This is a genomic window from Streptomyces sp. NPDC031225 (assembly GCF_055570355.1).
On the sequence record NZ_JBVIHJ010000001.1, the window covers coordinates 311,474 to 332,516 of the forward strand.

A 21,043-nucleotide genomic window follows, 5' to 3' on the forward strand; every position below is an offset into this window, starting at 1 on the left:
GGGGTTGGAACCGTCGCATCAGGCGCCCCCTCCAAGACCATCCTGTCGTTCTCCCCCCCCCCCCCCCCCCCCGCCCCCGGCCCGGTCCTTGCCCACCACCAGGCATTCCCCCACTGGAGCCCTGATGAGCCAAGCCGACACCACCCGACGCAAGCGGCCCCCGGTCGCGTTGTTCCGGGCGGCCAACCGCCTGGTCCGCCCGCTGCTCGCCTCGCGTCTGCACGGCATCCTCAGCAGATTCCTGATGCTGCTGACCTACACCGGCCGCAAGTCCGGGCGCCGCATCACCATCCCCGTCGGCTACTTCGACTGGGAGCCGGGCACGGTCCTGGCCACGTCCTCGCAGAACACCTGGATCCCCAACCTGCGCACCGGCCCGACCGTCCACCTGCGCATCCGCGGCCGGGAGTACGTGGCCGTGCCCACTGTGATCGAAGATCGCACCGCGATCACCGCCCTGCTCGCCGAGTTCGCCGACCGCAAGACGCCGCGCGAGGCGAAGATGCTCGGCCTGCCCGGCGACCGCAAACCCACGCCCGAAGAGCTGAATGCGGCCGGCGGACGGAGCCGCTTCGTCCTCTTCCGGCTCCAGACCTGAACGGCGCGGATGACGCTGGCGGAGCGCGGTCTGGCCCCCTTTCGGACCGACCTGCCACCGCTCACGGATGGATCCATCAGCCGTGTCGCTCATCACGGGTGCCACCGACCCGCGAGTCCTCACCCGCAACGCCGTACTGCCGCTCATGGCTGTCGTCATCGGGAGCCCTCGGCTCCCACCCCTTCTGAACCTCACTGTTGGAGCACCTGATGCATGTCACCGTCTTCGGCGCCAGCGGCACCATCGGCCACCTGGTCGTCCATCAACTGCTGGACGCCGGGCACCACGTCACCGCCTACGTCCGGACCCCCGCCAAACTCACCCTCGCCGACGAGAACCTGACCGTGGTCACCGGCCAACTCACCGACACCGCAACAGTCCGCAAGGCCGTGGCGGGCGCGGACGCGGTGATCAGCGCACTCGGCCCGTCGCTGAAACGGTCCGAGAAGGGCACCGCCATCACTGACGGCACCCGCACCATCGTCGACGCCATGCGCGCCGAGGACATCACCCGGTTCATCGGCCTGGCCACCCCCTCGCTGGCCGACCCCCACGACAAACCGCACTGGAAGCCCAAGGTCCTGCCCGTCATGGCCAAGCTCGCCTTCCCCAATGCCCTGACCGAGCTGAAGGGCATGACCGAGGCCGTCACGTCCTCCCCGCTCGACTACACCATCGCCCGGATCACCAACCCGGTCGACAAACCCGCCACCGGCCGCATCAAGTCCGGCTTCCTGGGCCACGACAAGGTCGGTTCGGCGATGACCCGCGCGGACATCGCCTCCTTCCTCGTCTCTCAGCTCACCGACCCGCGTTACCGCCGCGCCATGCCCGCCATCAGCAACTGAAGGAGAACCCAGCCGTGAGACTCAGCACCGGATTGTCCGGCAAGGTCGTCGTCATCACCGGCGCGGGCTCGGGCATCGGCCGCGCCACCGCCCTGCGCTTCGCCGCACAGGACGCACGCCTCGTCCTCGCGGACATCAACGCCGACGGTGCCAAGACTGTGGCCGACGAGATCACCGTGGCCGGCGCCACCGCCGTCACCGTGATCGGGGACCTCAGTGACCAGCACGTCGTCAACCAGGTCGTCACCACCGCCAACGATGCCTTCGGCGGCATCGACGTGCTGGTCAACAACGCCGGCATCATGGACAGGATGTCCGCCGCCGCCGACACCGGCGACGACGAGTGGGAGCGCGTACTGCGGATCAACCTCACGGCACCGTTCCTGCTCACCCGCGCGGCACTGCCCCACCTCCTCGCCGGCGGCAACGGCGCCATCGTGTTCACCGCCTCCGAGGCCTCCCTGCGCGGCAGCGCCGCCGGCACCGCGTACACCGTCTCCAAGCACGGCATCGTGGGACTGACCAAGTCCCTCGCCGTCATGTACCGCGACAAGGGCATACGCACCAACGCCATCGCGCCCGGCGGCACGGTGACCGGCATTGAGGTCGACGCCGAGGAAAGCGCTCATGGCCCGTCCGTGATCGGCCGCTACGCCGGCAACTTCGGCCGCCCGGCAAGTGCCGATGAGCAGGCTGCCGCCATCGTCTTCCTTGCCTCCGACAGCGCCAGCAACATCAACGGCGTCATTCTCCCGGTCGACAACGGCTGGTCCGCAGTCTGAGCCCTTCGGTCCCTTCCTCTGTGGACGCGATGGCGACTGCACCGCTCCGTGACGGCATGACCGTGTACACAAATTCGATCTTTCAGCGATGAAAGGCACAGCATGAGCGATCACCTCCGCATCGCCAAAAAGAGCCTCACGGAATGGGTCTCGATGGACCCGCCGTCCAGGCCACCGAACATTGCCGACCGGTGCACGGTGCAGGCCGTTCAGGACGCCATTGCCCATCTCGGCGCAGTCACGGTCGTCTCGGTCACGCTGAACACCAGTGGCGAGTTCACCACGCCGTCGTCCGGCATGGGGCTGCCCCTGCCCACTTCCGTCATCAGCGGGCTACCGGAGTTCTGCGATGTGCTCGTCGAGCAGCAGACTCCGGGCGGGCACGTCGCGCACATCACGGTCTGGGTACCGCTCGACTGGAACGAGCGCTTCTTCGGCGTCGGCGGCGGCGGCACCCGCACCACGCTCGGGTGGCTTTCGCACCCGTTGATGCGGATGATGACGCTGCCCACCGCGATCCGCAACGGATTCGCCGCGGCCATGACGGACGCCGGCAACCGCGACCCGCGCGAGAACGAGTGGGCGCTCGACGCGAAGACCGGAGAGCTGGACCAGGAGCTGATCCGCAACTGGGCACATCGCAGCACCCACGACATGACGGCGATAGGCAAGGCGGTCACGGAGGCCATCCACGGCCGCTCACCGCGCTACTCCTACTTCCAGGGCGAATCCGGCGGAGGCCGACAGGCACTGGCCGAGGCGCAGCGCTACCCCGAGGACTACGACGGCATCTGGGCAGCGGACCCTGCCGTCAACTGGACGCGGATGATCCCCGCCGGCATATGGCCCGCACTGGTCATGAAGGAACACGACAACCCCCTGCCCCCAGCCAAACTGCGGGCGTTCCGCGCGGCGGCCATCGCCGCCTGCGACGGAGCCGACGGCCTCAAGGACGGAATCCTCGGCCCCTTCGAGCCCAGCGAGTTCGATCCCCGTCAGCTCGTCGGGACGCAGACGGCCGCGGGCCAGATCACCGACGCCGACGCCGACGTCATCCGCGAGATATGGGACGGCCCGAGAACCTCGACCGGCGAGTGGCTCTGGTACGGACTGCGCCCCGGCACCGAAAGCTGGGGGGACAACGTCCTGGGCATGGGCCTGTGCACGACGGCCGAAGTCGACGGCAGGCTCGCCGCCGTGCCGTTCTACATCGTCGAATCGTGGTACCGATGGCTGCTTCGCGACCCGGCCTGGGACTGGACCACGCTCACCTTCGAGCAGTTCGAGGAACTCTTCCAGCAAGCGGTGGACGAATTCACCGAGGTCGCCACCGACGATCCCGACCTCTCCCGCTTCTACCACAACGGCGGCAAGCTGATCATCTCGCATGGCGGTGACGACCAGCTGATCCTGCCGCAGGGAACGATCCACTACTACCAGCGAGTCCAGGAAACCATGGGCGGCGAGGAAGAGACGGCGAGGTTCGCGCGCCTGTTCGTCTCCGCGGGTGACGGCCACGCCTTCCCCACCCCCGGCCCCGGCCTGACCCTCGCCAACGGCGTCATCGCGCTCATGGAGTGGGTCGAGAACGCCAAGGCCCCCGACCTCATCATCGGCGAGGGCCACGACCTCGCCACCGGACAGATCACCACGACCAGACCGGTATACGCCTACCCGACCGTCCCCCTCTACGACGGCCAGGGCGACCCCAACGACGCCTCGAGCTTCACCGTCGGCGCCGTTTGAGCTGGTGCAGATCGCACGAGACCTGCCGCACCCCACTCGTGTGCATGCGGTCCCTGTTCCCCGACAAGGCACACACCGCCGGTCTGGTCCACTCCAGCGGACTGGACTGGACGCCGGTCCACCCCGGCAAGTCACCAACGGTCCCGCGACCGGCAGATTCCACTGTGCCCGGAAGAGCTGCCGGTTAAGGCATGCCCGGCCGTCTCACTGGACTTGAAATCTTCCGCGATCCCTGTCAGCGATCCCCATCGCCATCCTGACGCGCGAGCTCACAGGCATCACAGTGAAACCGGCGTTCCGGACGGAGCAGACCCATTTTCCCGCCTCCACGGCGGCCCGCGCAGCGGCCTGGGTTCCTGACGCGTAAATACGAACCGGCGTGGGCAAAACCGCAGGTAGCTGACCTCGCCTCCTGTGTTGCCGCCCCGCGGCGCGGTGTTGATCAAGGGTTACGGGGTGTGCGTCCTGCCCATTTACTCGCCCCACGGCGGGCGGCGAAGCCGCCCTGGGCCGCTGGCCTGCAAGAATGCGGAGCGGCAGACGAGCCGGGCCGTACGCCGGGTTTAATCCGAGGCGTAGTCAAACATGCGCGATATGCCCGGCGCAGGACCACCAGTACGACGAGGCTCCGGGCCTGTCGACAGGGTCAGGTCGGACAGGGAGACGATGCACGCCTTGGACAGGCGGAGTGCGTTCGTCGGCACCGGCCCCCGATCAAGATCCGGACCATTCCCGGGCCGACAAGCCGCTCTCCGCCTCGATTGAGGCTACATCCGCTGCTCAACGGCCTACCAACCGTGTACCACCCGCAGACCAAGGACCCGCTCGCAGGCTCCGCACTTCCGTCAGCATCCCGCTCCGCGTCCTGGCCCGCGCGTGTCAGAAATACCGACTACTGAAGTAGTCATTAGCCTTTTTCGCCCCCACTTCGACCCCGCACCTCCGCGTCATTGCCCTGACCTGCATAAATGAGACACCAGAAGATCAGAAGCTACTTCTCCTGGTACGACCGCTTGCGCTGGTAGCCCGAGGCCTCGCTGTAGTCCTCCATGGAGCCCGTGTTCACCAGGCAGCCGCCCGGGAAGCGCACGAAGCCCGGGTGCAGGGCGGCGATCTTCTCGGCGAGGTCCCTGCGCAGGCCGTTGGGTTCACCGCGGTAGGTGTCGCGCGGGAAGAGGGACACCATGTCGAGCGCGGCCGCGGCGGTGGAGGCCACGGTGAGGCGCCCCCCGGAGCTGGTGCGGGTGGCGGTGAAGGTGGCCGTGTACCGGGCCCAGCCGCTCTTCGTCACGGTCACCTTGCGGGCGGTGGCCAGGGTGCCGTCGGCGTCCTGGAGCGACACGTTCAACGCGCTGCCGGCCGCGGCCCGGGCCCACACCGAGAAGTCGTACTTCTTGCCCTCGTCGATGTGCAGCCCGGTGTTGTATCCGGCGTTCGTGACGGACGAACCGGCCGTCAGGGAGAGGTAGTTGCGGTTGCGCGCGTTCAGCCGTCCGTCGTCGTCCACGACCTGGGCCGCGCCGTCGACCGTCCACGAGGTCAGCGGGGTGTACGAGGAGTTGTCGGCGGTCGAGTACTCGAAGGACCGGTTCTGCACGAGTTCGGCGTACAGACCGCCGTCGGCGGCCCGGTTGATGTCCTCGAAGAAGACGCCGTACATGGTGTCGTCGATCTTCGCGCCCTTGGCGGACGGGTCGACGGTGATCGCGTAGTCGGTGACGTCCTCGGCATGGGCGGGGGCGGGGACCAGACCGGCGGCCACCAGCAGGGCGGTGGCGCTGAGACCGAGTCTCCAGCGGGTGCGTGACATGGATGCTCCGCGGCTCTCTGTCGAAAGGGGTGTTCGAGATATCGGACTGCGATCAGCACTTCGAACGGCAACATAGGGAGAGGGAAACCGGAGCGTCAACGGGGCGCGTGGTACCGAAAGTGTCGGAAGTGAGGGACCGGTGGATGCGTTCTGGCCAGTGGCGGATGCGTTGAGCTATCTGGCCGGGAGCTGGCGGACCGAGCGAACCGTTCGGGATCTGGCGAGCGGTGACGAAGGGCGCTTCTCCGGTACGACCGCTTTCGGCCAACTGGAGGGCGGCGGCCTGCTGTCCGAGGAGTCGGGCACCTTCACCTGGCGGGACGTGCCGCGCCCCGCCGAACGGACCCTCCGCTTCCTGCCGGGCGCGACACCGGGCACGGTGGACGTCCGCTTCTCCGACGGGCGCCCCTTCCACGGCCTGGATCTGACCCGCGGGCACCATGTCGCCGACCACCCGTGCGCGGCAGACCTCTACCGCGGCGAGTTCACCGTCCTGGACGCGGACCACTGGCGCACGGTGTGGCGGATCGGCGGCCCGGCCAAGGACCTCGTCCTGACGACGGACCACACCCGCGAGACCGCCGGCTAGGGTCGCGCGGGCTGGACCGGCACCCCCTCGAGGCGCAGGCTCCAGCGGCGGGCGCGGCCGGTGACGGTGATCGCCGACAGGGGACGTACGTCGATGTTCCAGTAGCTCGACGGCGGTGCCTTCAGGGCGTACACCATGGCGGCGCGGATCACGGCGGGTTCGGCGACGGCGACGATACGGCCGCCGTCACCGACGGGCCGGGTGTCGAGCCACTCACCGACGCGGGTGATGAAGTCGAGCAGCGACTCACCGCCGTGCGGGGTCGCACGCGGGTCCGCGAGCCAGGCGTCCACGGCCTCCGGCTCCCGGGCCATCGCCTCGCCGAGCGTCAGCCCGCGCCAGCGCCCCATGTCACAGTCCCGCAGGGCGAGTTGGACCAGCGGGGAGTAGCCGAGGGCGTCCCCGGTGGCGCGGCTGCGCGGCGTCGGTGAGCAGTAGCGCAGCTCGGCCGCCGCGAGCGGCAGCAGATCGCGGGCCGCAGCCAGCACCTCGTCCCAGCCGGCCTGGTCGAGCGGGCGGTCGTCCTCGAAGCGCTCGGTGAGCAGCGAGGAGCTTCTCGCGGCGGCGACGAACGTGACCCGAAGTTGCATGCGGCGATCGTGAGCCGCGAAAGTGCGCAGGTCAAGAGGCGTTACCGGGGAGTTACCCAGGATGCGAACGGCCTCACCGGTCGAAGAGCAGAGCCATCCACCGATCCGGCTCGGCCAGCGGCGCGAACCCCAGCTTCTCGTACACCCCGTGGGCGTCGTGGGTGGCGAGCAGGATGCGCCGGAGGTCGTACGGCCGCAGGTGCTCACGCACGGCGCCGACCAGCGCCGTGCCGATCCCCTTGTCCCGCACGGAACGGTCCACGTACACGTCGCACAGCCACGCGAAGCTCGCCAGGTCGGTGACCACTCGGGCATAAGACACCTGATCACCCGAAACCACCTCGTACACCCCGAAGTTGAGCGACGCGGCGATCGCCCGGTCCTGCTTCTCCCGTGACCGCCCGAGCGCCCAGTACGCGTCGGTGGACAGCCACCGGTGCACACGTCCGGCGTCGACGCGGCCTGTGTCGGTGGAGATCTCGTAGCCCTCGGCGAGGGGCGGGGTGTCGGTCATGTCGGCAGATTTACAGGCCGTGGATGTCGGCGTCGAACGGTTTTCCCGAGGGCCGTTGTCAGTGCCGGGTGCGATGCTGCGGACATGACGGCAATGACGACCGCCACGGACTACGGGTGGCTGAAGGAGCGGTACGAGTTCCTGATGGAGGCGTACTGCGTCACGCTGGTCCGCGACATCACGCCCGAGGAGCTGCTGGAGGAGCTGGGCGCCGAAGGGCGGAGCCGGATCGTCGGCGTGGAGGCGCTGGGCGGTCCGTCGTACGAGGTCGCCGAGCCCGGCCGGCTGTTCGTCTGCGCGACGGCGGTGGCCGACTGGACGCTGATGGTCGAGTACAACGGCTTCCTCGGCGTCACCCACGAGGCCATGCTGCCCGTCTCACGCGGCCGCAGGGTGGTCTCGCACTTCCTCAACGTCAACGCCGTGGACCACTTCTGCTGGTACGAGAACGGCGATCTGCGCCTGCACTTCGAGCCCCTGTTCGCCGACGCGCGCTACGGCAGTCATCCCGACGAACTCCTCACCGAGATGCGGGAGTCGGGACTGGACCTGGCCGAGCGCGACGAGGACGGCGACCACGACGCCTACTACGCGACGCTGACCGGGGCCTCCTTCGCCCTCGCCCACCGCCTCACCGGCATACGCCTGACCCCGGAGCTCTTCGCCACCGCCGGGTTCCTGTGCGGACTCGCGCCGGTGCCGCGCGGCTAGAGCACCTCGTCGCAGGCGGTCCGGAACCGGCGTACGCCTTCCTGGATCTCCTGCGGGCCCGCCACCGCCGCGAAGCTCAACCGGACGTGTCCGGCGGGAGGTTCAGCGCTGAAGTACGGGCGCCCGGGAGTGATCGCGACGCCCGCGCGAAGAGCCGCGGCCGTCAGAGCCGTCTCGGCCGTGCCGTCCGGCAGGCGCAGCCACAGGTGGTAGCCGCCCGACGGGATGTGCGGAAGGGCGAGTTCGGGAAGGTCCAGGCGCAGGGCGGTGGTCATCGCGTCGCGTCGGGCCTTCAACTCCGTCGACACGGACCGCAGATGGCGGGGCCAGGCCGGTGAGCCGACGAGTTCGAGGGCCGCTTCCTGGAGGGGGCGGGGGACGAAGAAGGTGTCGACGATCTGGATGGCACGCAGGCGTTCCAGGACCGGGCCGCGTGCGGCCAGGGCGCTCACCCGGAAGCTGGGCGAGGTCGCCTTGGTCAGTGAGCCGACGTGGACGACGACTCCGTCGGGATCGTCGGCGGCCAGCGGGCGCGGCAGCGGGCCGGCGTCCTCGTGCACGAGCCGTCGTACGAAGTCGTCCTCTACGACGAACGCGCCGGCCTCGCGGGCGATCCGCAGCACCTCGCCCCGGCGCTCGGGGGCCAGCACCGCGCCGGTCGGGTTCTGGAACAGGGGCTGGCAGACGAACACCCGGGCGCCGGTCGCCCGGAACGCGTCGGCGAGCAGGGCGGGCTTGACGCCGTCGGCGTCCACCGGGACGGGGACCGGCCGCAGGCCCGCCGAGCGGGCGATGGCCAGCATGCCCGGATAGGTGGGCGACTCGACGAGCACGGGTGCGCCGGGCGGGGCCAGGGCGCGCAACGCCGTCGTGAGCGCCGACTGACCGCCCGCGCTGATCAGTACCTCCGCCGCCGTGACCGCGCCACCGATGTTCCGCGCGAACCACTCGCGCAGTTCCGGCAGGCCCTCCGTGGGCGGCCGTCCCCAGGCGCCGGGGCGGCGGCCGGCACGGGCCAGCGCCGCGGACATCGCACGCTCCGGCTGCAAAGAGGGATGCAGATAGCCGCCGTTGAACTCGATCACCCCCGGAGGCGGGGCGGCCAGCGAGACCAGGACGCCGGACGCGTCCACCGAGCGCGGTACGCGGTCGGCGGCGCCGTCCGCGCTCAGCGCGACCTCCTGCCACGAGGTGTCCCCGGCCGGAGCCGCGGCGGTACGCGCCGGTGCGCGGAAGGCCCCTGCGCCGGGCCGGGTGATCACCAGGCCCTCGGCGGCGAGCTGGGCAAGGGCGCGGGAGACGGTGACCGGGCTGACCCGGAAGCGGTCGACCAGGGCCCGGCTCGACGGGAGCTTTCCACCGGGAGAGTAGCGGTCGAGCTCTTGCCTGAGCCGTACTGCCAGTTCATCAACGCTGCTACGCTCTTGCATGAGAGCAGAGAGTAGCGCTACTGCACCCACGAGGATAGCGGTCGACGTCCCCAAGAAGACCTTCGGCACCCTCTGGGCCGCCCTCGGCGTCGCCGCGTTCTCCCTCACGTTCCCCGCCACGGCATGGGGCCTGGAGGGCTTCGGGCCGTGGTCCCTCGTCGCGGTCCGGAGCGTCCTCGCGGCGCTGATCGCGGGCGGCTGCCTGCTGGCGCTGCGCGTGCCCGTGCCGAGCCGCCGCGACCGGCCCGGGCTCGCGGTCGTCGCCGCCGGAGTCGTCGTCGGCTTCCCGCTGCTGACCACGCTCGCCCTGCGGACCTCGACCACCGCGCACGCCGCGGTCGTGGTCGGTCTGCTCCCCCTGACGACCGCGCTGCTGTCCGCCCTGCGCATGGGCACCCGCCCCTCGCGCACCTTCTGGGCCGCCGCCCTCGCGGGCGCCGCCGCGGTGGTCGCCTTCACCGTGCAGCAGAGCGGTGGCGCCCTCACCGGCGCCGACCTGTATCTCTTCGCCGCCCTCCTGGTCTGCGCGGCCGGTTACACCGAGGGTGGCCGGCTGGCCCGGGTCATGCCGGGCTGGCAGGTCATCGCCTGGGCGCTGGTGCTGTGCCTGCCCTTCAGCGTGCCCGCGGCGGCGCTCGCCCTGTCCTACGAGCCCGTGCGGCTGACCGCGCACAGCGTCGCCGGGCTGCTGTGGGTGGCGGTGGGTTCGCAGTTCCTCGGCCTCGTCGTCTGGTACCGGGGCATGGCGGCGATCGGGGTCCCCAGGGCCAGCCAGTTGCAGCTGGCCCAGCCCCTGCTCACACTGGTGTGGTCGGTGCTGCTGCTCGGCGAGCACCTGACGGTGGCCGCCCCGCTGACGGCCGCAGCGGTGCTCGTGTGCATCGCCGTCACCCAGCGGGCGCGGGGCTGACCGGCGTGCACTCGCCGGTCCCAACCGGCCCCCGCGCCGTAAGATCGGGGCCACGAACCGCCGCTCCCGGACTTGGTGAGGAGGCACCGCTGATGCGCGCAACCGTGGGCGACCAGCTTGTCCAGCACGGCAGGGTGGTCGGACAGCAGGACAAGGTCGGCGAGATCGTCGAGGTGATGGGCCACGCAGGCGATCCCCCGTACCGCGTCCGTTTCGAGGACGGGCACGAGGGCGTCTGCTCACCCGGCCCCGACACCGAGATCCGGCACCGGCAGACCGGCCGGTGACTCAGCGCAGCGCGGTCGCCGGCTTCTGATAGTGGTCGGCGACCACCCGTGCCATGGCCCCGATCGGATCGGAGGCGACCTCGCGGGCGGCGAAGAAGACATGCCCGCGCGCCTGCTTGTACCGGCGCGCCAGCGTGAGGTGCCGCGACAGCTCGGCGGGGTCCTGCCAGGCCGCGGGCTGTGCCGGATCCCCCGCCTTGTACAGGGCCTCGCCCAGGTACAGCTTGGTCCTGCTGCCCTGCGCCTGCTTCGCCCACCAGGCCACCAGCTCGGCGTAGTCGGCGGCCGCGAAGCCGATGTGCCAGTAGAGCTGGGGCACGATGTAGTCGATCCAGCCCTCACGCACCCACTTGCGGGTGTCCGCGAAGTTGTCGTCGTACGACTGCACTCCCGCGCGGGTGTCCGAGCCGAGCGGATCGGTGGCGGCGTTGCGCCACACCCCGAAGGGGCTGATGCCGAACCGGGTGCCGGGCCGGATCCGCTTGATGGCGGCCGCCGTCTCCAGGACCAGCTTGTCGATGTTGTCCCGCCGCCAGTCGGCCCGGTTGGTGAAGTCCCCGCCGTACCGGTCGTAGGCGGCGTCGTCGTCGAAGGTCTGGCCGGCCACCGGGTACGGATAGAAGTAGTCGTCGAAGTGGACCGCGTCCACCGGGTACTTGTGCACCGCGTCGAGGATCGCGTTCTCGACGAAGGCCCGGACCGCGGGCAGCCCCGGGTTGTAGTAGAGCTTCCCGCCGTACGGCACCACCCAGTCCGGGTGCGTGCGCGCGGGGTGGGAGGCGGCCAGCTTCGTCGGATCCGTGTGGTTGGCGATGCGGTACGGGTTGAACCAGGCGTGCAGTTGCAGGCCCCTGCGGTGAGCCTCGGTGACCGCCGTGCCGAGCGGGTCCCAGCCGGGGTTCTTGCCCTGGGTGCCGGTGAGGTACTGCGACCAGGGCTCGTACGGCGAGGGCCACAGGGCGTCGGCGGTGGGCCGTACCTGGAACATCACCGCGTTCAGGCGGTCCGCCGCCGCCCGGTCGAGGTGCGCGATCAGCTCCGCACGCTGCTGCGCGGCGGTCAGTCCCGCCTTCGACGGCCAGTCCCGGTTGGACACGGTGGCCAGCCACACGCCCCGCATCTCGGTCGGCGCCCACCACGGACGCCGTGGCACGGCCGCGGCTGTCGAGGCCGTCGTCAGGGTCGACAGCGCGGCCAGCGCGAAGGCCCGGCGTGACAGATGTCCCATGTGCACTCCCCCAACTCCCTGGATCCGCGCTCACGGATCGTCTCCGGGCCCCAGAATGCCCGACGGATGACCGACCCCGGTGATCGATCATCGATACTTGGGAGTAACGTGCACGAACGGAGCAGGAACCGGACACGGCCGACCTGCCATGAGGCGAAGAACCAGTGAAAGGGACGATGTGACGGACTTCCCGGCGGGAGACATCGCGCGCGTCGGAGTGGTGGGCTGCGGCCAGATGGGGGCGGGCATCGCCGAGGTGTGCGCCCGCGCCGGTCTGGACGTCAAGGTCGCCGAGACCACCGGCGAGGCCCTGGAGTTCGGCCGCACCCGGCTGCTCAACTCCCTGACCAAGGCCGCCGAGCGCGGCAAGATCTCGGCGGACGAGCTGGCGGCCACGCAGGCACGCCTCAGCTTCACCACCGACCTCGGCGAGTTCGCCGACCGCGACCTGGTCATCGAGGCCGTCGTCGAGAACGAGCAGGTGAAGACCGAGATCTTCCAGGTCCTTGACCAGGTGGTGACCCGCCCGGACGCGATCCTGGCCTCCAACACGTCCTCCATCCCGCTGGTGCGGCTGGCGGTCGCCACCTCGCGGCCCGACCAGGTCGTCGGCATCCACTTCTTCAACCCGGCCCCGGTGCAGAAGCTCGTCGAGCTGATCCCGGCGCTCACCACCTCCGAGGGCACGCTGGCCCGCGCCCAGGCGTTCGCCGAGAAGCTGCTCGGCAAGCACGCGATCCGCGCCCAGGACCGCTCGGGCTTCGTGGTCAACGCCCTGCTGATCCCGTATCTCCTTTCCGCGATCCGGATGTTCGAGTCGGGCATCGCGAGCCGTGAGGACATCGACAACGGCATGGAACTCGGCTGCGCCCACCCGATGGGCCCGCTGAAGCTGTCCGACCTGATCGGCCTCGACACCGTCGCCTCGGTCGCCTACTCGATGTACGAGGAGTACAAGGAGCCCCTGTACGCCGCTCCCCCGCTGCTCCAGCGCATGGTCGACGCGGGCCGGCTGGGCCGCAAGTCCGGCTCGGGCTTCTACACCTACGACTGAGCACGGCTCAGGGCAGATTGCACAGTGCCCGTTTCAGGGTGCTGATGACACAGTGCGACCATCGCGGGCCCGGCGCTTTTCGAGCGCCGGGCCCGTGTCATTCACACACCGTGTGCGCGCCGGGCCCGCATATGCCCCTCGCACACTCTCCCGCAGCGCCCACCAGGCGAGTTGACTCTTCATGCGCATGCAAGGGATGTGACGACTACGGAAAGGAGCGGACTCGTGACCGCCGACCCGGAGCATCCCGTGATCCACGGAGAACTCGCAGAGTTACGACGCCGCCTCGATGTCGCGTACGCACGCGTCGAGGGCGGACTGGCTCTGCTGAGTCATCGTACGGAGGAGACGGACAAGGAGATCGACGATCTGAGCGCACGAATCATCGCCCTGGAGCACGCCCGTTGGCCGCTGCCCGCGATCTCGGTGATCACCGCCGTGGGCGCGCTCGTCGTGGCGATCTGGCAGACCCTGGGGCACTGAGGCTCCGGGACATCCGGGTGGGGGATCAGGACTGGGGGCTGTCCGGCGGATCAGGCCGGCAGAAAGAAACAGTGCGGCCCGGCCGCGACGCCGGGATGATCCGCCGGACAGGCCCTACGTGTCCTGACCGAGCCTCAGATGGTGCAACAGCAGTAACGCGGCCGCCATGTTGGCGGCCGGGACCTCCCCACGGGCGACCATGTCGGGAACGAGTTTCAGGGGGACCCATTCCCGGCGGTCCGATTCGAAGTCGTCCACGGGGTGCCCGATGTACTCGCCCTCGTCGGCCCAGTAGATGTGGTGCCGGGCGTCGGTGAGCCCGTTGGAGGGCTCCACGCTCATGAGGTGCTGGAGCGGCCCCGGCCGCCAGCCGGTCTCTTCCTCGAGTTCCCTGGCGGCCGCGACGGCGATGTCCTCGCCGTCCTCGACCACGCCCGCGGCGAGCTCCCAGCCCCAGCTGTCCGTGATGAAACGGTGGCGCCACAACAGGAGGACCTCGTTGGCCGCGTTCACCACTGTGGCGACGGCGACGGGCCTCAGCCGTATCAGGAAGTGGTCGAGATGCCGGCCGTCCGGCAGCTCGACATCGGCGAGATTGACGCTGAACCAGCGGTTTTCATACACAGTTTGTTCGTTCTGTTTAGTCCACTGCACGGTTCTGCCACCTTCCGTCGAGTAAGTGGCAATATCGCAGCAGGGACTATGGGGTCGGTGGTCTCGTGCCGGCCTACATCGGTACGCGCAGCGCCCCGTCGATCAGTTCGGCTGCCTCGGCCGTGCCCGCGCAGCCGCTCCGGACCAGATGCTCACGAACCGCTCTGAGCCTGTCGCGCAGGCGCTGCGACTCCATTCCCCGCGCCTGCTCCGCCATCTGCACAGCGGTGGCCACCGCCTTGTCGGCGTTGCCCTGGCGCAGTTCGATCGTGCTCAGCATGGCGAGCCGGTGCACCCGGCCGCGGTCGTGGGCCGGGTTGCCGACGGCGGCCGCGGCGTGCGCGGCCGCGGCGGCGAGTTCACCGAGGCTGAGGAGCGCCTCCGCCACCTGGACGTTGACGAGGCCCGGCTGGACATAGCCGGTCTCGTCCGGCTCGTATCCGCGCCGGATGCGTTCGGCGGCCTGCTCGGCCCGCCGGATGCAGGACATGGCGGTCGTGCCGTCGCCGAGGTGGGCGTACGCCTTGGCCTGCATCGCGTAGAGGTCGCAGGCGAGCGCCGGGGTGATGTGCTTGCCCGCGGCACGCAGCGCGGCCTCGGCGAAGGCGACGGCCTGGCGGTACTCCCGCATGAACAGGGACTGGTTGACGAGCAGCGCGATGACATACGCACCGAGTCCGCGGTCGCCGCTGGCCTTGGCGAGCCGCAGGGCCTGGTGGAAGTAGCGCTGGGCCAGGCCGTGCGCGTCGGAGTCGTAGGCGCAGATGCCGGCGACCGCGACGAGTCCGCCGGTGGCGCGGTGCAGTTGGCGGCCCGTCTCGTCGGTGTAGCTGCCGCGCAGCAGCGGGGCGGCCTCGGCGTTGAGGAAGCCGACGATCCGGGCGCGGGTCGCGATGCCGCCGGCCTTGCGGTACATCTGCTCGTAGTGGGTGCGGGCCGAGCGCAGCATGTCGAGGTCGGCCGCGGTGACCCGGTGCCGGCCGCCGCGGGACACGTCGACGTCCTCGGGCGGGTTCTCCCACTCCCACACGGGCATGACGGCGGGCGTGCCGGTGACCGCGGGGGCGCCCAGGATGTGCGGACGCTGCTGTTCGTCGGAGCGCCACAGGGCGGTGGCCCGCTCGACGAAACCGGACAGGGAGGTGCTGTGCGGTGCGGACGGTTCGCCCGGCACGCCGAGGCCGATGTCGTCGAGGGTGACGGGGCGTCGGAGCCGGCCCGCGAGCACCTCGCACATCAGGTCGGGAACCTGACCGCGGGGGCGCTGGCCCTTCAACCACCGCGCCACGGCGGTGTGTTCGTACCTGAGCGCGAGGCCGCGTGCCCTCCCGGCCTGATTCACATGTGCGGCAAGCCCCGCGTGCGAGATCCCGGCTTCGTCGAGGATCGCGTCGAGCAGAGTATTGGGCTGCATATATGCCCCCCGGGTGGCTCGGTGCGGACAGAGTAGTGCGTGCGCGCTCACACGGGGTGTGAACGGAGTGCTCGAATCCGCAGGGTGTGCGCACTGTTGCGGAGAGTTTCCAGCCGGTTGACTGAAATGCCTCGCAAGAGGCCGGCCGGGCCGCCGGCTCCCCCTCGTACAGTGCGGCGGCCCGTATCCGCGCCGTCCGCCGTGCCGCCTGCCCGACACTCCGTGGCTCGGCGGACGGCGACGGCCCAGGTGTGTTGTCACAAACTGCGTGGTCACAAGTGTGTGGTCGGCTGTGGGTGCGTCGCGCCTTGTCGCGTGGTTCCCGGCGCGCCTGCGGACTGTATGGGCTGACGGTCGTTGCGCAGCGCCAGTAAGGCGACGTCGTCCTTCGGCGTGCCTCCCGTGTGGTTCAGCAGCGCCGTGAAGACCGTGCCCAACACCGCCTGGGGCGGGGTGTCCACGGCCTCCTGAAGCGCCTTCGTCAGGGAGAAGAACCGGCCACGCGCGTCCCTCGCGTCCTCCGCCCCGTCCGTGTGCAGGACCAGGGTCTCCCCCGGCAGCAGCGGGCCGCACCGCAGCCCCGACAGGTCGCCGGGCAGCGGGAACGGGCCGAGGGGCGGCAGAGGATCCGCACTCGAAAGGGGCTGGACCACCGCACCACTGATCAAGTACGGCCAGGGATGGCCACAGTTCAGGGCGCGCATCTCGCCGTCCCTGCCGATCTCCAGGAGCAGTACGGTGACGAACTCCTCGGCGGCCGGGCTGTCGGGTTCCTGGCCCGAAGCGGGGTGTTCGGCGCGGTACAGCTCTCCGAGGTGGCGGCCCAGCGCGCGGTCCAGTCTGCGCAGCACGCCGCCGAGCTCGGGCTCGTCGTGCACGGCCTCGCGGAAGCTGCCGAGGACGGCGGCGGCCGTACCGATGGAGGCCAGCCCGTGTCCTCGGGCGTCCCCCATGACGACCCGGACGCCGTGTTCCGTGGCGACGGCCTCGTACAGGTCGCCCCCGATGCCTGCGCCCCGGTCGGCGGAGAGCTGGGCCGCGGCGACGGCCAGCCCGTCGACGCGCGGGGGCAACGGTCGCAGCAGCACCCTCTGGGCGGCGCCCGCGACCCGGCGGGCCTGCCGCAGTTCACGCAGCAGGGCGTGCCGGACATGGATGATCAGTCCGGTGCCCACCGCGAAGAACACGGCACTGGTGACGACCCGCGCGCCCAGCGCGTCCTGCTGCGCGAGCGGACAGGTCAGCTTGTAGGTGACGGCGACGGCGCCCCACATGGTGGGCAGTCCCGTCGCCAGCACACGGCGCAGCGACCCCACCCCGGGGACCGCAGCCTTGATGCACATCATGCCGATGGCCCCCAACCAGGCCCTGCACACGCAATCGGACCGGCCTCGAAAGGCCGGTCCGATTCTGTCGAGCGTATGGACCGAATGGGCCAGATCACCAGGAGAACTCACCCTATCGAGTGAGGTAACCGGATATGGGGGTGTGCGGGCGCGGCCCCACACCCCAGGGGCGCGGGGCCGCATCGATATGCGGCTCCGCCGCCTGGGCGCGACAAGCCACGACGGTGCCGCAGCCGCGAGACCCCCGCACCCCGACGGCGACTAGGCCCTCAGCACCGCCCCGGTCCGCTCGCCCGCAAGGGCAACAGCCGCATCCCGAGCCGCGGACGCCTCATCGACCGTCAGCGTCCGGTCACCCGCGCGGAACCGCAGCGCGTACGCCAGCGACTTCTTGCCCTCGCCCAGCTGGTCGGCGTTCTCGTACACGTCGAACAGCCGGATCCCCTCCAGCAGTTCACCCGCGCCTTCCCGCAGCGCGGCCTCCACATCGGCATGCGGGACCTCGCGGGGGACGACCAGCGCGACATCCTGCGTGGCCACCGGGAACGTCGAGATGGTCGGCGCCTGCGGAGTGTCGTCGCCGACCCGCTCCAGCAGGTCGAGGTCCAGCTCCATCGCGCAGGTACGCGCGGGCAGCCCGAACGCCTTCACCACCCGCGGATGCAGCTCACCGGCGTGCCCCACGACGGTGTCACCGACCACGAACTCGGCGCACCGCCCGGGGTGCCACGGCCCGTACCGGCCGCCCCGCACGACCAGTTCGACCCCGGCCTCACGCGCGACAAGGCGTCCGGCCTCGACGGCGTCGGCCCACCCGGCCGGACGGCCGGCGCCCCACCAGCCGGCCTGCTCACGCGCGCCCGCGAGCACGGCGGCGACATGGCGCGGCTGCTCCGGCAGCGCGGCGTCCAGTTCGGCGATCTCCTCGTCCGTGGGACGCCGGTCGACGGGCAGCACCGTGGCGACGCGCTGCTCCTCGCGCGGCAGGAAGACCAGCCCGGTCTCGAACAGCGCCAGATCGTGCGAGCCGCGGCCGCCGTTGCGCCGCAGCGCGCCGAGCAGCCCCGGCAGCAGCGACGTACGGAGCGCGGGCTCCTCGTCGTTCAGCGGGTTGGTCAGCTTCACGACCCGGCGGGCCGGGTCGTCGGCCGCGAGGCCCAGCTGGTCGAAGACCTGCTCGGAGACGAAGGGGTAGTTCGGCGCCTCGACGTACCCGGCGCCGGCCAGCACCCGGCCCGTACGGCGGTGCAGCCGCTGACGCCGGGTCAGGCCACGGCCGGCGGGCGGCCTGGGCAGCGTGGAGGGCAGGTTCTCGTAGCCCTCCAGCCGGATGACCTCTTCGGCGAGGTCGTTGATCTCCTGGAGGTCGGGACGCCAGGACGGCACGGTGACGATCAGCTCGTCCTGCCCGTACACGTCGCAGCCGACTTCCTGCAGACGCCGTACGACGGTCTCGCGGCCGTACTCGACGCCCGCGACCTTGTCGGGGTGGTCGGCCGGGACGCTGATGGTGTGCGGCGCCGACGGCGCGACGACCTCGGTGACACCGGCCTCGGCGGTGCCGCCCGCGAGCAGCACCAGCAGGTCGACGGTGCGCTGCGCGGCAGCGGCGGCGGCCTGCGGGTCCACACCGCGCTCGAAGCGCCGGGACGCCTCGGAGGAGAGCTTGTGGCGGCGGGCCGTACGGGCGATGGAGACCGCGTCGAAGTGGGCGGCCTCGATGACGACGTCGGTGGTGCCCTCACCCTCGGCATGGTCGGCGATCTCCGTGTTGGCGCCGCCCATGACCCCGGCGAGGCCGATCGGCCCGCGGTCGTCCACGATCACCAGGTCCTCGGCGTGCAGCTTGCGCGTCACGCCGTCGAGGGTCTGGATCTGCTCGCCCTGCGCGGCCCGGCGGACCCGGATGGAGCCCTGGACGAGTGTGCGGTCGTAGGCGTGCAGCGGCTGGCCGAGCTCCGTCATCACGTAGTTGGTGACGTCGACGGCGAGCGAGATCGGGCGCATGCCGACCTTCTGGAGCCGGCGCTGGAGCCAGATCGGCGAGCGGGTCTCGGGGCTCAGACCGGTGACGGTGCGCGCGGTGAAGCGGTCGCAGCCGAACGGGTCGGAGACCTCGACCGGGTAACCGAAGGCGTTCGGGCCGGGCACGTCGAGCAGGGCCGGGTCGCTGAGCGGCAGGCCGTAGGCGATGGCGGCCTCGCGGGCCACACCGCGGATGGACAGGCAGTCGCCGCGGTTGGCGGTGACGGCGATGTCCAGGACCTCGTCGACCAGCTCCAGGAGCTCGATGGCGTCCTTGCCGACCTCGGTCTCCGGGGGCAGCACGATGATGCCGTGGCTGCCGTCGTCGCCCATGCCCAGCTCGTCGCCGGAGCAGATCATGCCGTGGGACGTCTTGCCGTAGGTCTTGCGCGCGGAGATCGAGAAGCCGCCGGGCAGCGTGGCGCCCGGGAGGACCACGACGACCTTGTCGCCGACGGCGAAGTTGCGGGCGCCGCAGACGATCTCCTGCGGCTCGCCGGTGCCGTTGGCCTGGCCGACGTTCACCGTGCAGAAGCGGATCGGCTTCTTGAAGCCCTCCAGCTCCTCGATGGTCAGCACCTGGCCGACGACCAGGGGGCCCTTGAGGTCGGCGCCGAGGTGCTCGACGGTCTCGACCTCGAGGCCCGCGGAAACGAGCTTGGCCTGGACGTCACGGCCGGTTTCGGTCGCCGGCAGGTCGACGTACTCCCGCAGCCAAGAAAGCGGGACCCGCATCAGATCTCCATCCCGAACGGCCGGGTGAACCGGACGTCACCCTCGACCATGTCTCGCATGTCCTCGACGTTGTGGCGGAACATCAGCATCCGCTCGATGCCGAACCCGAAGGCGAAGCCGCTGTACTTCTCCGGGTCCACGCCACAGGCGGTGAGGACCTTGGGGTTGACCATCCCGCAGCCGCCCAGCTCGATCCAGCCCTCGGAGGAGCAGGTGCGGCAGGGGCGGTCGGGGTTGCCGACGGACTCGCCGCGGCAGACGTAGCACACCATGTCCATCTCGGCGGACGGCTCGGTGAAGGGGAAGAAGTTCGGGCGCAGCCGGGTCTTCATGCCCTCGCCGAACAGGGACTGGACCATGTGGTCCATGGTGCCCTTGAGGTCGGCCATGGTGAGGCCCTCGTCGATGGCCAGCAGCTCGACCTGGCGGAAGACCGGGGTGTGGGTGGCGTCCAGCTCGTCGGTGCGGTAGACGACGCCGGGGCAGATCACGTACACCGGCAGCTCGCGGGAGAGCAGCGAGCGGACCTGCACGGGCGAGGTGTGGGTGCGCAGCACGACGCCGGACTCGGTGCCGCCCTCGGGACCCTCGACGAAGAAGGTGTCCTGCTCACCGCGGGCCGGGTGGTCCGGACCGATGTTGAGCGCGTCGAAGTTGAACCACTCGGCCTCGACCTGCGGGCCCTCGGCGACCTCGTAGCCCATGGCCACGAAGACGTCCTCGATGCGCTCGGAGAGCGTGGTGAGCGGGTGGCGGGCGCCTGCCGGTACGCGGTCGTACGGCAGTGTGACGTCCACCGCCTCCTCGACCAGCACGCGGGTGTCCCGCTCGGCCTCCAGCTCGCTCTGGCGGGCGGCGAGGCCCTTGCTGACCGCGCCCCGGGCCTGGCCGACGAGCTTGCCGGCGGCTGCCTTGGCGTGCGGGGGCAGGGCGCCGATCTCGCGGTTGGCGAGGGCCAGCGGGGAGGCGCCGCCGGTGTGGGCGACCTTGGCCTCCTGGAGCGCGTCGAGCGAGTCCGCGGCCGCGAAGGCGGCGAGCGCCTCGTCCCGCATGCGCTCGATCTCTTCCGGTTTCAGGGCCTCGACCTCTACAGGGTCGTACGACTTGTTCGGTGCCGACATCTCTTCCCGTGCTTCCGATTGGCTGGCTGAAGGTCCCCGTCACCGACTCGCTCAGAGGTCGGAGGGCCGTCCATGGGACACGAAGGTGCCAAAGGCCGAGTCTAACGGGGGTGGGGCCGCACGCAGGACGCCCGGTCCGAGAGCGGCCCCCAGGTACGCGAATGCGCC

General features: G+C 70.5%; 19 protein-coding genes and 1 pseudogene. 10 read left to right on the top strand and 10 right to left on the bottom strand.

Features of this window, described 5'->3' with window-relative positions:
* Positions 1–124 precede the first annotated feature (124 nt).
* The 4 genes from ACZ48Z_RS01460 (at position 125) to ACZ48Z_RS01475 (ending at position 3,974) form a co-directional block, all read left to right on the top strand.
* A complete protein-coding gene (locus ACZ48Z_RS01460; protein WP_468733740.1) occupies positions 125–598 on the top strand; it encodes a nitroreductase/quinone reductase family protein in 474 nt (157 codons plus the stop codon).
* Between the two features lie 209 nt (positions 599–807).
* On the top strand, positions 808–1,446 hold the full coding sequence (locus ACZ48Z_RS01465; protein WP_468733741.1) for an NAD(P)-dependent oxidoreductase: 639 nt from the start codon (positions 808–810) through the stop codon (positions 1,444–1,446).
* A 14-nt stretch (positions 1,447–1,460) separates the two neighbouring features.
* Positions 1,461–2,228, top strand: a complete 768-nt coding sequence (locus ACZ48Z_RS01470; protein WP_468733742.1) for an SDR family NAD(P)-dependent oxidoreductase — start codon at positions 1,461–1,463, stop codon at positions 2,226–2,228.
* Between the two features lie 102 nt (positions 2,229–2,330).
* Positions 2,331–3,974 (top strand): tannase/feruloyl esterase family alpha/beta hydrolase, encoded by a 1,644-nt coding sequence (locus tag ACZ48Z_RS01475; RefSeq protein WP_468733743.1) that lies wholly within the window; start codon positions 2,331–2,333, stop codon positions 3,972–3,974.
* 994 nt (positions 3,975–4,968) lie between these two features.
* Here the strand turns inward: ACZ48Z_RS01475 and ACZ48Z_RS01480 are convergent.
* A pseudogene (locus ACZ48Z_RS01480) lies at positions 4,969–5,784 on the bottom strand (carbohydrate binding domain-containing protein); the annotation flags it as partial.
* Between the two features lie 139 nt (positions 5,785–5,923).
* On the opposite strand from ACZ48Z_RS01480, the gene ACZ48Z_RS01485 reads away from it, so the two are divergent.
* Positions 5,924–6,373 (top strand): DUF6314 family protein, encoded by a 450-nt coding sequence (locus ACZ48Z_RS01485; RefSeq protein WP_468733744.1) that lies wholly within the window; start codon positions 5,924–5,926, stop codon positions 6,371–6,373.
* On the opposite strand, the gene ACZ48Z_RS01490 is transcribed toward ACZ48Z_RS01485, so the two are convergent.
* Together ACZ48Z_RS01490 and ACZ48Z_RS01495 are read right to left on the bottom strand one after the other, a co-directional pair.
* Positions 6,370–6,963 carry a histidine phosphatase family protein gene (locus ACZ48Z_RS01490; RefSeq protein WP_468733745.1) on the bottom strand — a complete coding sequence of 198 codons (594 nt, stop codon included), beginning with the start codon at positions 6,961–6,963 and terminating at the stop codon, positions 6,370–6,372. The genes ACZ48Z_RS01485 and ACZ48Z_RS01490 overlap by 4 nt on opposite strands.
* 73 nt (positions 6,964–7,036) lie before the next feature.
* Positions 7,037–7,477: a GNAT family N-acetyltransferase gene (locus ACZ48Z_RS01495; RefSeq protein WP_468733746.1), complete on the bottom strand. Its 441-nt coding sequence runs from the start codon at positions 7,475–7,477 to the stop codon at positions 7,037–7,039.
* An 84-nt stretch (positions 7,478–7,561) separates the two neighbouring features.
* Here ACZ48Z_RS01495 and ACZ48Z_RS01500 point away from each other — a divergent pair, with 84 nt between their 5' ends.
* The gene (locus ACZ48Z_RS01500) at positions 7,562–8,188 is read left to right on the top strand and encodes a DUF6461 domain-containing protein (protein ID WP_468733747.1); all 627 of its coding nucleotides are present in this window, start codon (positions 7,562–7,564) and stop codon (positions 8,186–8,188) included.
* Here the strand turns inward: ACZ48Z_RS01500 and ACZ48Z_RS01505 are convergent.
* A complete protein-coding gene (locus ACZ48Z_RS01505; protein ID WP_468733748.1) occupies positions 8,185–9,618 on the bottom strand; it encodes an aminotransferase-like domain-containing protein in 1,434 nt (477 codons plus the stop codon). The two genes, ACZ48Z_RS01500 and ACZ48Z_RS01505, sit on opposite strands and share 4 nt — an antisense overlap.
* Here ACZ48Z_RS01505 and ACZ48Z_RS01510 point away from each other — a divergent pair.
* On the top strand, positions 9,617–10,528 hold the full coding sequence (locus ACZ48Z_RS01510) for a DMT family transporter (protein ID WP_468733749.1): 912 nt from the start codon (positions 9,617–9,619) through the stop codon (positions 10,526–10,528). The two genes, ACZ48Z_RS01505 and ACZ48Z_RS01510, sit on opposite strands and share 2 nt — an antisense overlap.
* A 92-nt stretch (positions 10,529–10,620) precedes the next feature.
* A complete protein-coding gene (locus ACZ48Z_RS01515; protein ID WP_468733750.1) occupies positions 10,621–10,815 on the top strand; it encodes a DUF1918 domain-containing protein in 195 nt (64 codons plus the stop codon).
* 1 nt (position 10,816) lies between these two features.
* Here the strand turns inward: ACZ48Z_RS01515 and ACZ48Z_RS01520 are convergent, their stop codons facing one another.
* A complete protein-coding gene (locus ACZ48Z_RS01520; RefSeq protein WP_468733751.1) occupies positions 10,817–12,043 on the bottom strand; it encodes a glycoside hydrolase family 10-like protein in 1,227 nt (408 codons plus the stop codon).
* 148 nt (positions 12,044–12,191) lie between these two features.
* On the opposite strand from ACZ48Z_RS01520, the gene ACZ48Z_RS01525 reads away from it, so the two are divergent.
* Positions 12,192–13,097, top strand: coding sequence for a 3-hydroxybutyryl-CoA dehydrogenase (locus tag ACZ48Z_RS01525; protein WP_468733752.1), 906 nt, complete (start codon positions 12,192–12,194; stop codon positions 13,095–13,097).
* A gap of 225 nt (positions 13,098–13,322) precedes the next feature.
* Entirely contained in the window at positions 13,323–13,580 is a 258-nt protein-coding gene (locus ACZ48Z_RS01530; protein WP_468733753.1) for a hypothetical protein, read from the top strand.
* A 114-nt stretch (positions 13,581–13,694) separates the two neighbouring features.
* Here the strand turns inward: ACZ48Z_RS01530 and ACZ48Z_RS01535 are convergent, their stop codons facing one another.
* The 5 genes from ACZ48Z_RS01535 to pheS all read right to left on the bottom strand — a co-directional run bounded on the left by ACZ48Z_RS01535 (position 13,695) and on the right by pheS (position 20,875).
* Positions 13,695–14,234: an NUDIX hydrolase gene (locus ACZ48Z_RS01535; protein WP_468733754.1), complete on the bottom strand. Its 540-nt coding sequence runs from the start codon at positions 14,232–14,234 to the stop codon at positions 13,695–13,697.
* A 73-nt stretch (positions 14,235–14,307) separates the two neighbouring features.
* Positions 14,308–15,648 (bottom strand): transcriptional regulator, encoded by a 1,341-nt coding sequence (locus tag ACZ48Z_RS01540; protein WP_468733755.1) that lies wholly within the window; start codon positions 15,646–15,648, stop codon positions 14,308–14,310.
* 272 nt (positions 15,649–15,920) lie between these two features.
* On the bottom strand, positions 15,921–16,994 hold the full coding sequence (locus ACZ48Z_RS01545; protein WP_468733756.1) for a PP2C family protein-serine/threonine phosphatase: 1,074 nt from the start codon (positions 16,992–16,994) through the stop codon (positions 15,921–15,923).
* Positions 16,995–17,255: 261 nt separating this feature from the next.
* Positions 17,256–19,754 (bottom strand): phenylalanine--tRNA ligase subunit beta, encoded by a 2,499-nt coding sequence (pheT, locus tag ACZ48Z_RS01550; protein ID WP_468733757.1) that lies wholly within the window; start codon positions 19,752–19,754, stop codon positions 17,256–17,258.
* Positions 19,754–20,875 (bottom strand): phenylalanine--tRNA ligase subunit alpha, encoded by a 1,122-nt coding sequence (pheS, locus tag ACZ48Z_RS01555; protein ID WP_468733758.1) that lies wholly within the window; start codon positions 20,873–20,875, stop codon positions 19,754–19,756. The genes pheT and pheS overlap by 1 nt, the downstream gene beginning before the upstream one ends.
* Positions 20,876–21,043: the final 168 nt, after the last annotated feature.

Coding starts and splice junctions, on each gene's coding strand:
- ACZ48Z_RS01460 (WP_468733740.1), top strand. CDS start 125: ATGAGCCAAGCCGACACCACCCGACGCAAGCGGCCCCCGGTCGCGTTG.
- ACZ48Z_RS01465 (WP_468733741.1), top strand. CDS start 808: ATGCATGTCACCGTCTTCGGCGCCAGCGGCACCATCGGCCACCTGGTC.
- ACZ48Z_RS01475 (WP_468733743.1), top strand. CDS start 2,331: ATGAGCGATCACCTCCGCATCGCCAAAAAGAGCCTCACGGAATGGGTC.
- ACZ48Z_RS01490 (WP_468733745.1), bottom strand. CDS start 6,963: ATGCAACTTCGGGTCACGTTCGTCGCCGCCGCGAGAAGCTCCTCGCTG.
- ACZ48Z_RS01495 (WP_468733746.1), bottom strand. CDS start 7,477: ATGACCGACACCCCGCCCCTCGCCGAGGGCTACGAGATCTCCACCGAC.
- ACZ48Z_RS01500 (WP_468733747.1), top strand. CDS start 7,562: ATGACGGCAATGACGACCGCCACGGACTACGGGTGGCTGAAGGAGCGG.
- ACZ48Z_RS01510 (WP_468733749.1), top strand. CDS start 9,617: ATGAGAGCAGAGAGTAGCGCTACTGCACCCACGAGGATAGCGGTCGAC.
- ACZ48Z_RS01505 (WP_468733748.1), bottom strand. CDS start 9,618: ATGCAAGAGCGTAGCAGCGTTGATGAACTGGCAGTACGGCTCAGGCAA.
- ACZ48Z_RS01515 (WP_468733750.1), top strand. CDS start 10,621: ATGCGCGCAACCGTGGGCGACCAGCTTGTCCAGCACGGCAGGGTGGTC.
- ACZ48Z_RS01520 (WP_468733751.1), bottom strand. CDS start 12,043: ATGGGACATCTGTCACGCCGGGCCTTCGCGCTGGCCGCGCTGTCGACC.
- ACZ48Z_RS01525 (WP_468733752.1), top strand. CDS start 12,192: ATGAGGCGAAGAACCAGTGAAAGGGACGATGTGACGGACTTCCCGGCG.
- ACZ48Z_RS01540 (WP_468733755.1), bottom strand. CDS start 15,648: ATGCAGCCCAATACTCTGCTCGACGCGATCCTCGACGAAGCCGGGATC.
- ACZ48Z_RS01545 (WP_468733756.1), bottom strand. CDS start 16,994: ATGATGTGCATCAAGGCTGCGGTCCCCGGGGTGGGGTCGCTGCGCCGT.
- pheT (WP_468733757.1), bottom strand. CDS start 19,754: ATGCGGGTCCCGCTTTCTTGGCTGCGGGAGTACGTCGACCTGCCGGCG.
- pheS (WP_468733758.1), bottom strand. CDS start 20,875: ATGTCGGCACCGAACAAGTCGTACGACCCTGTAGAGGTCGAGGCCCTG.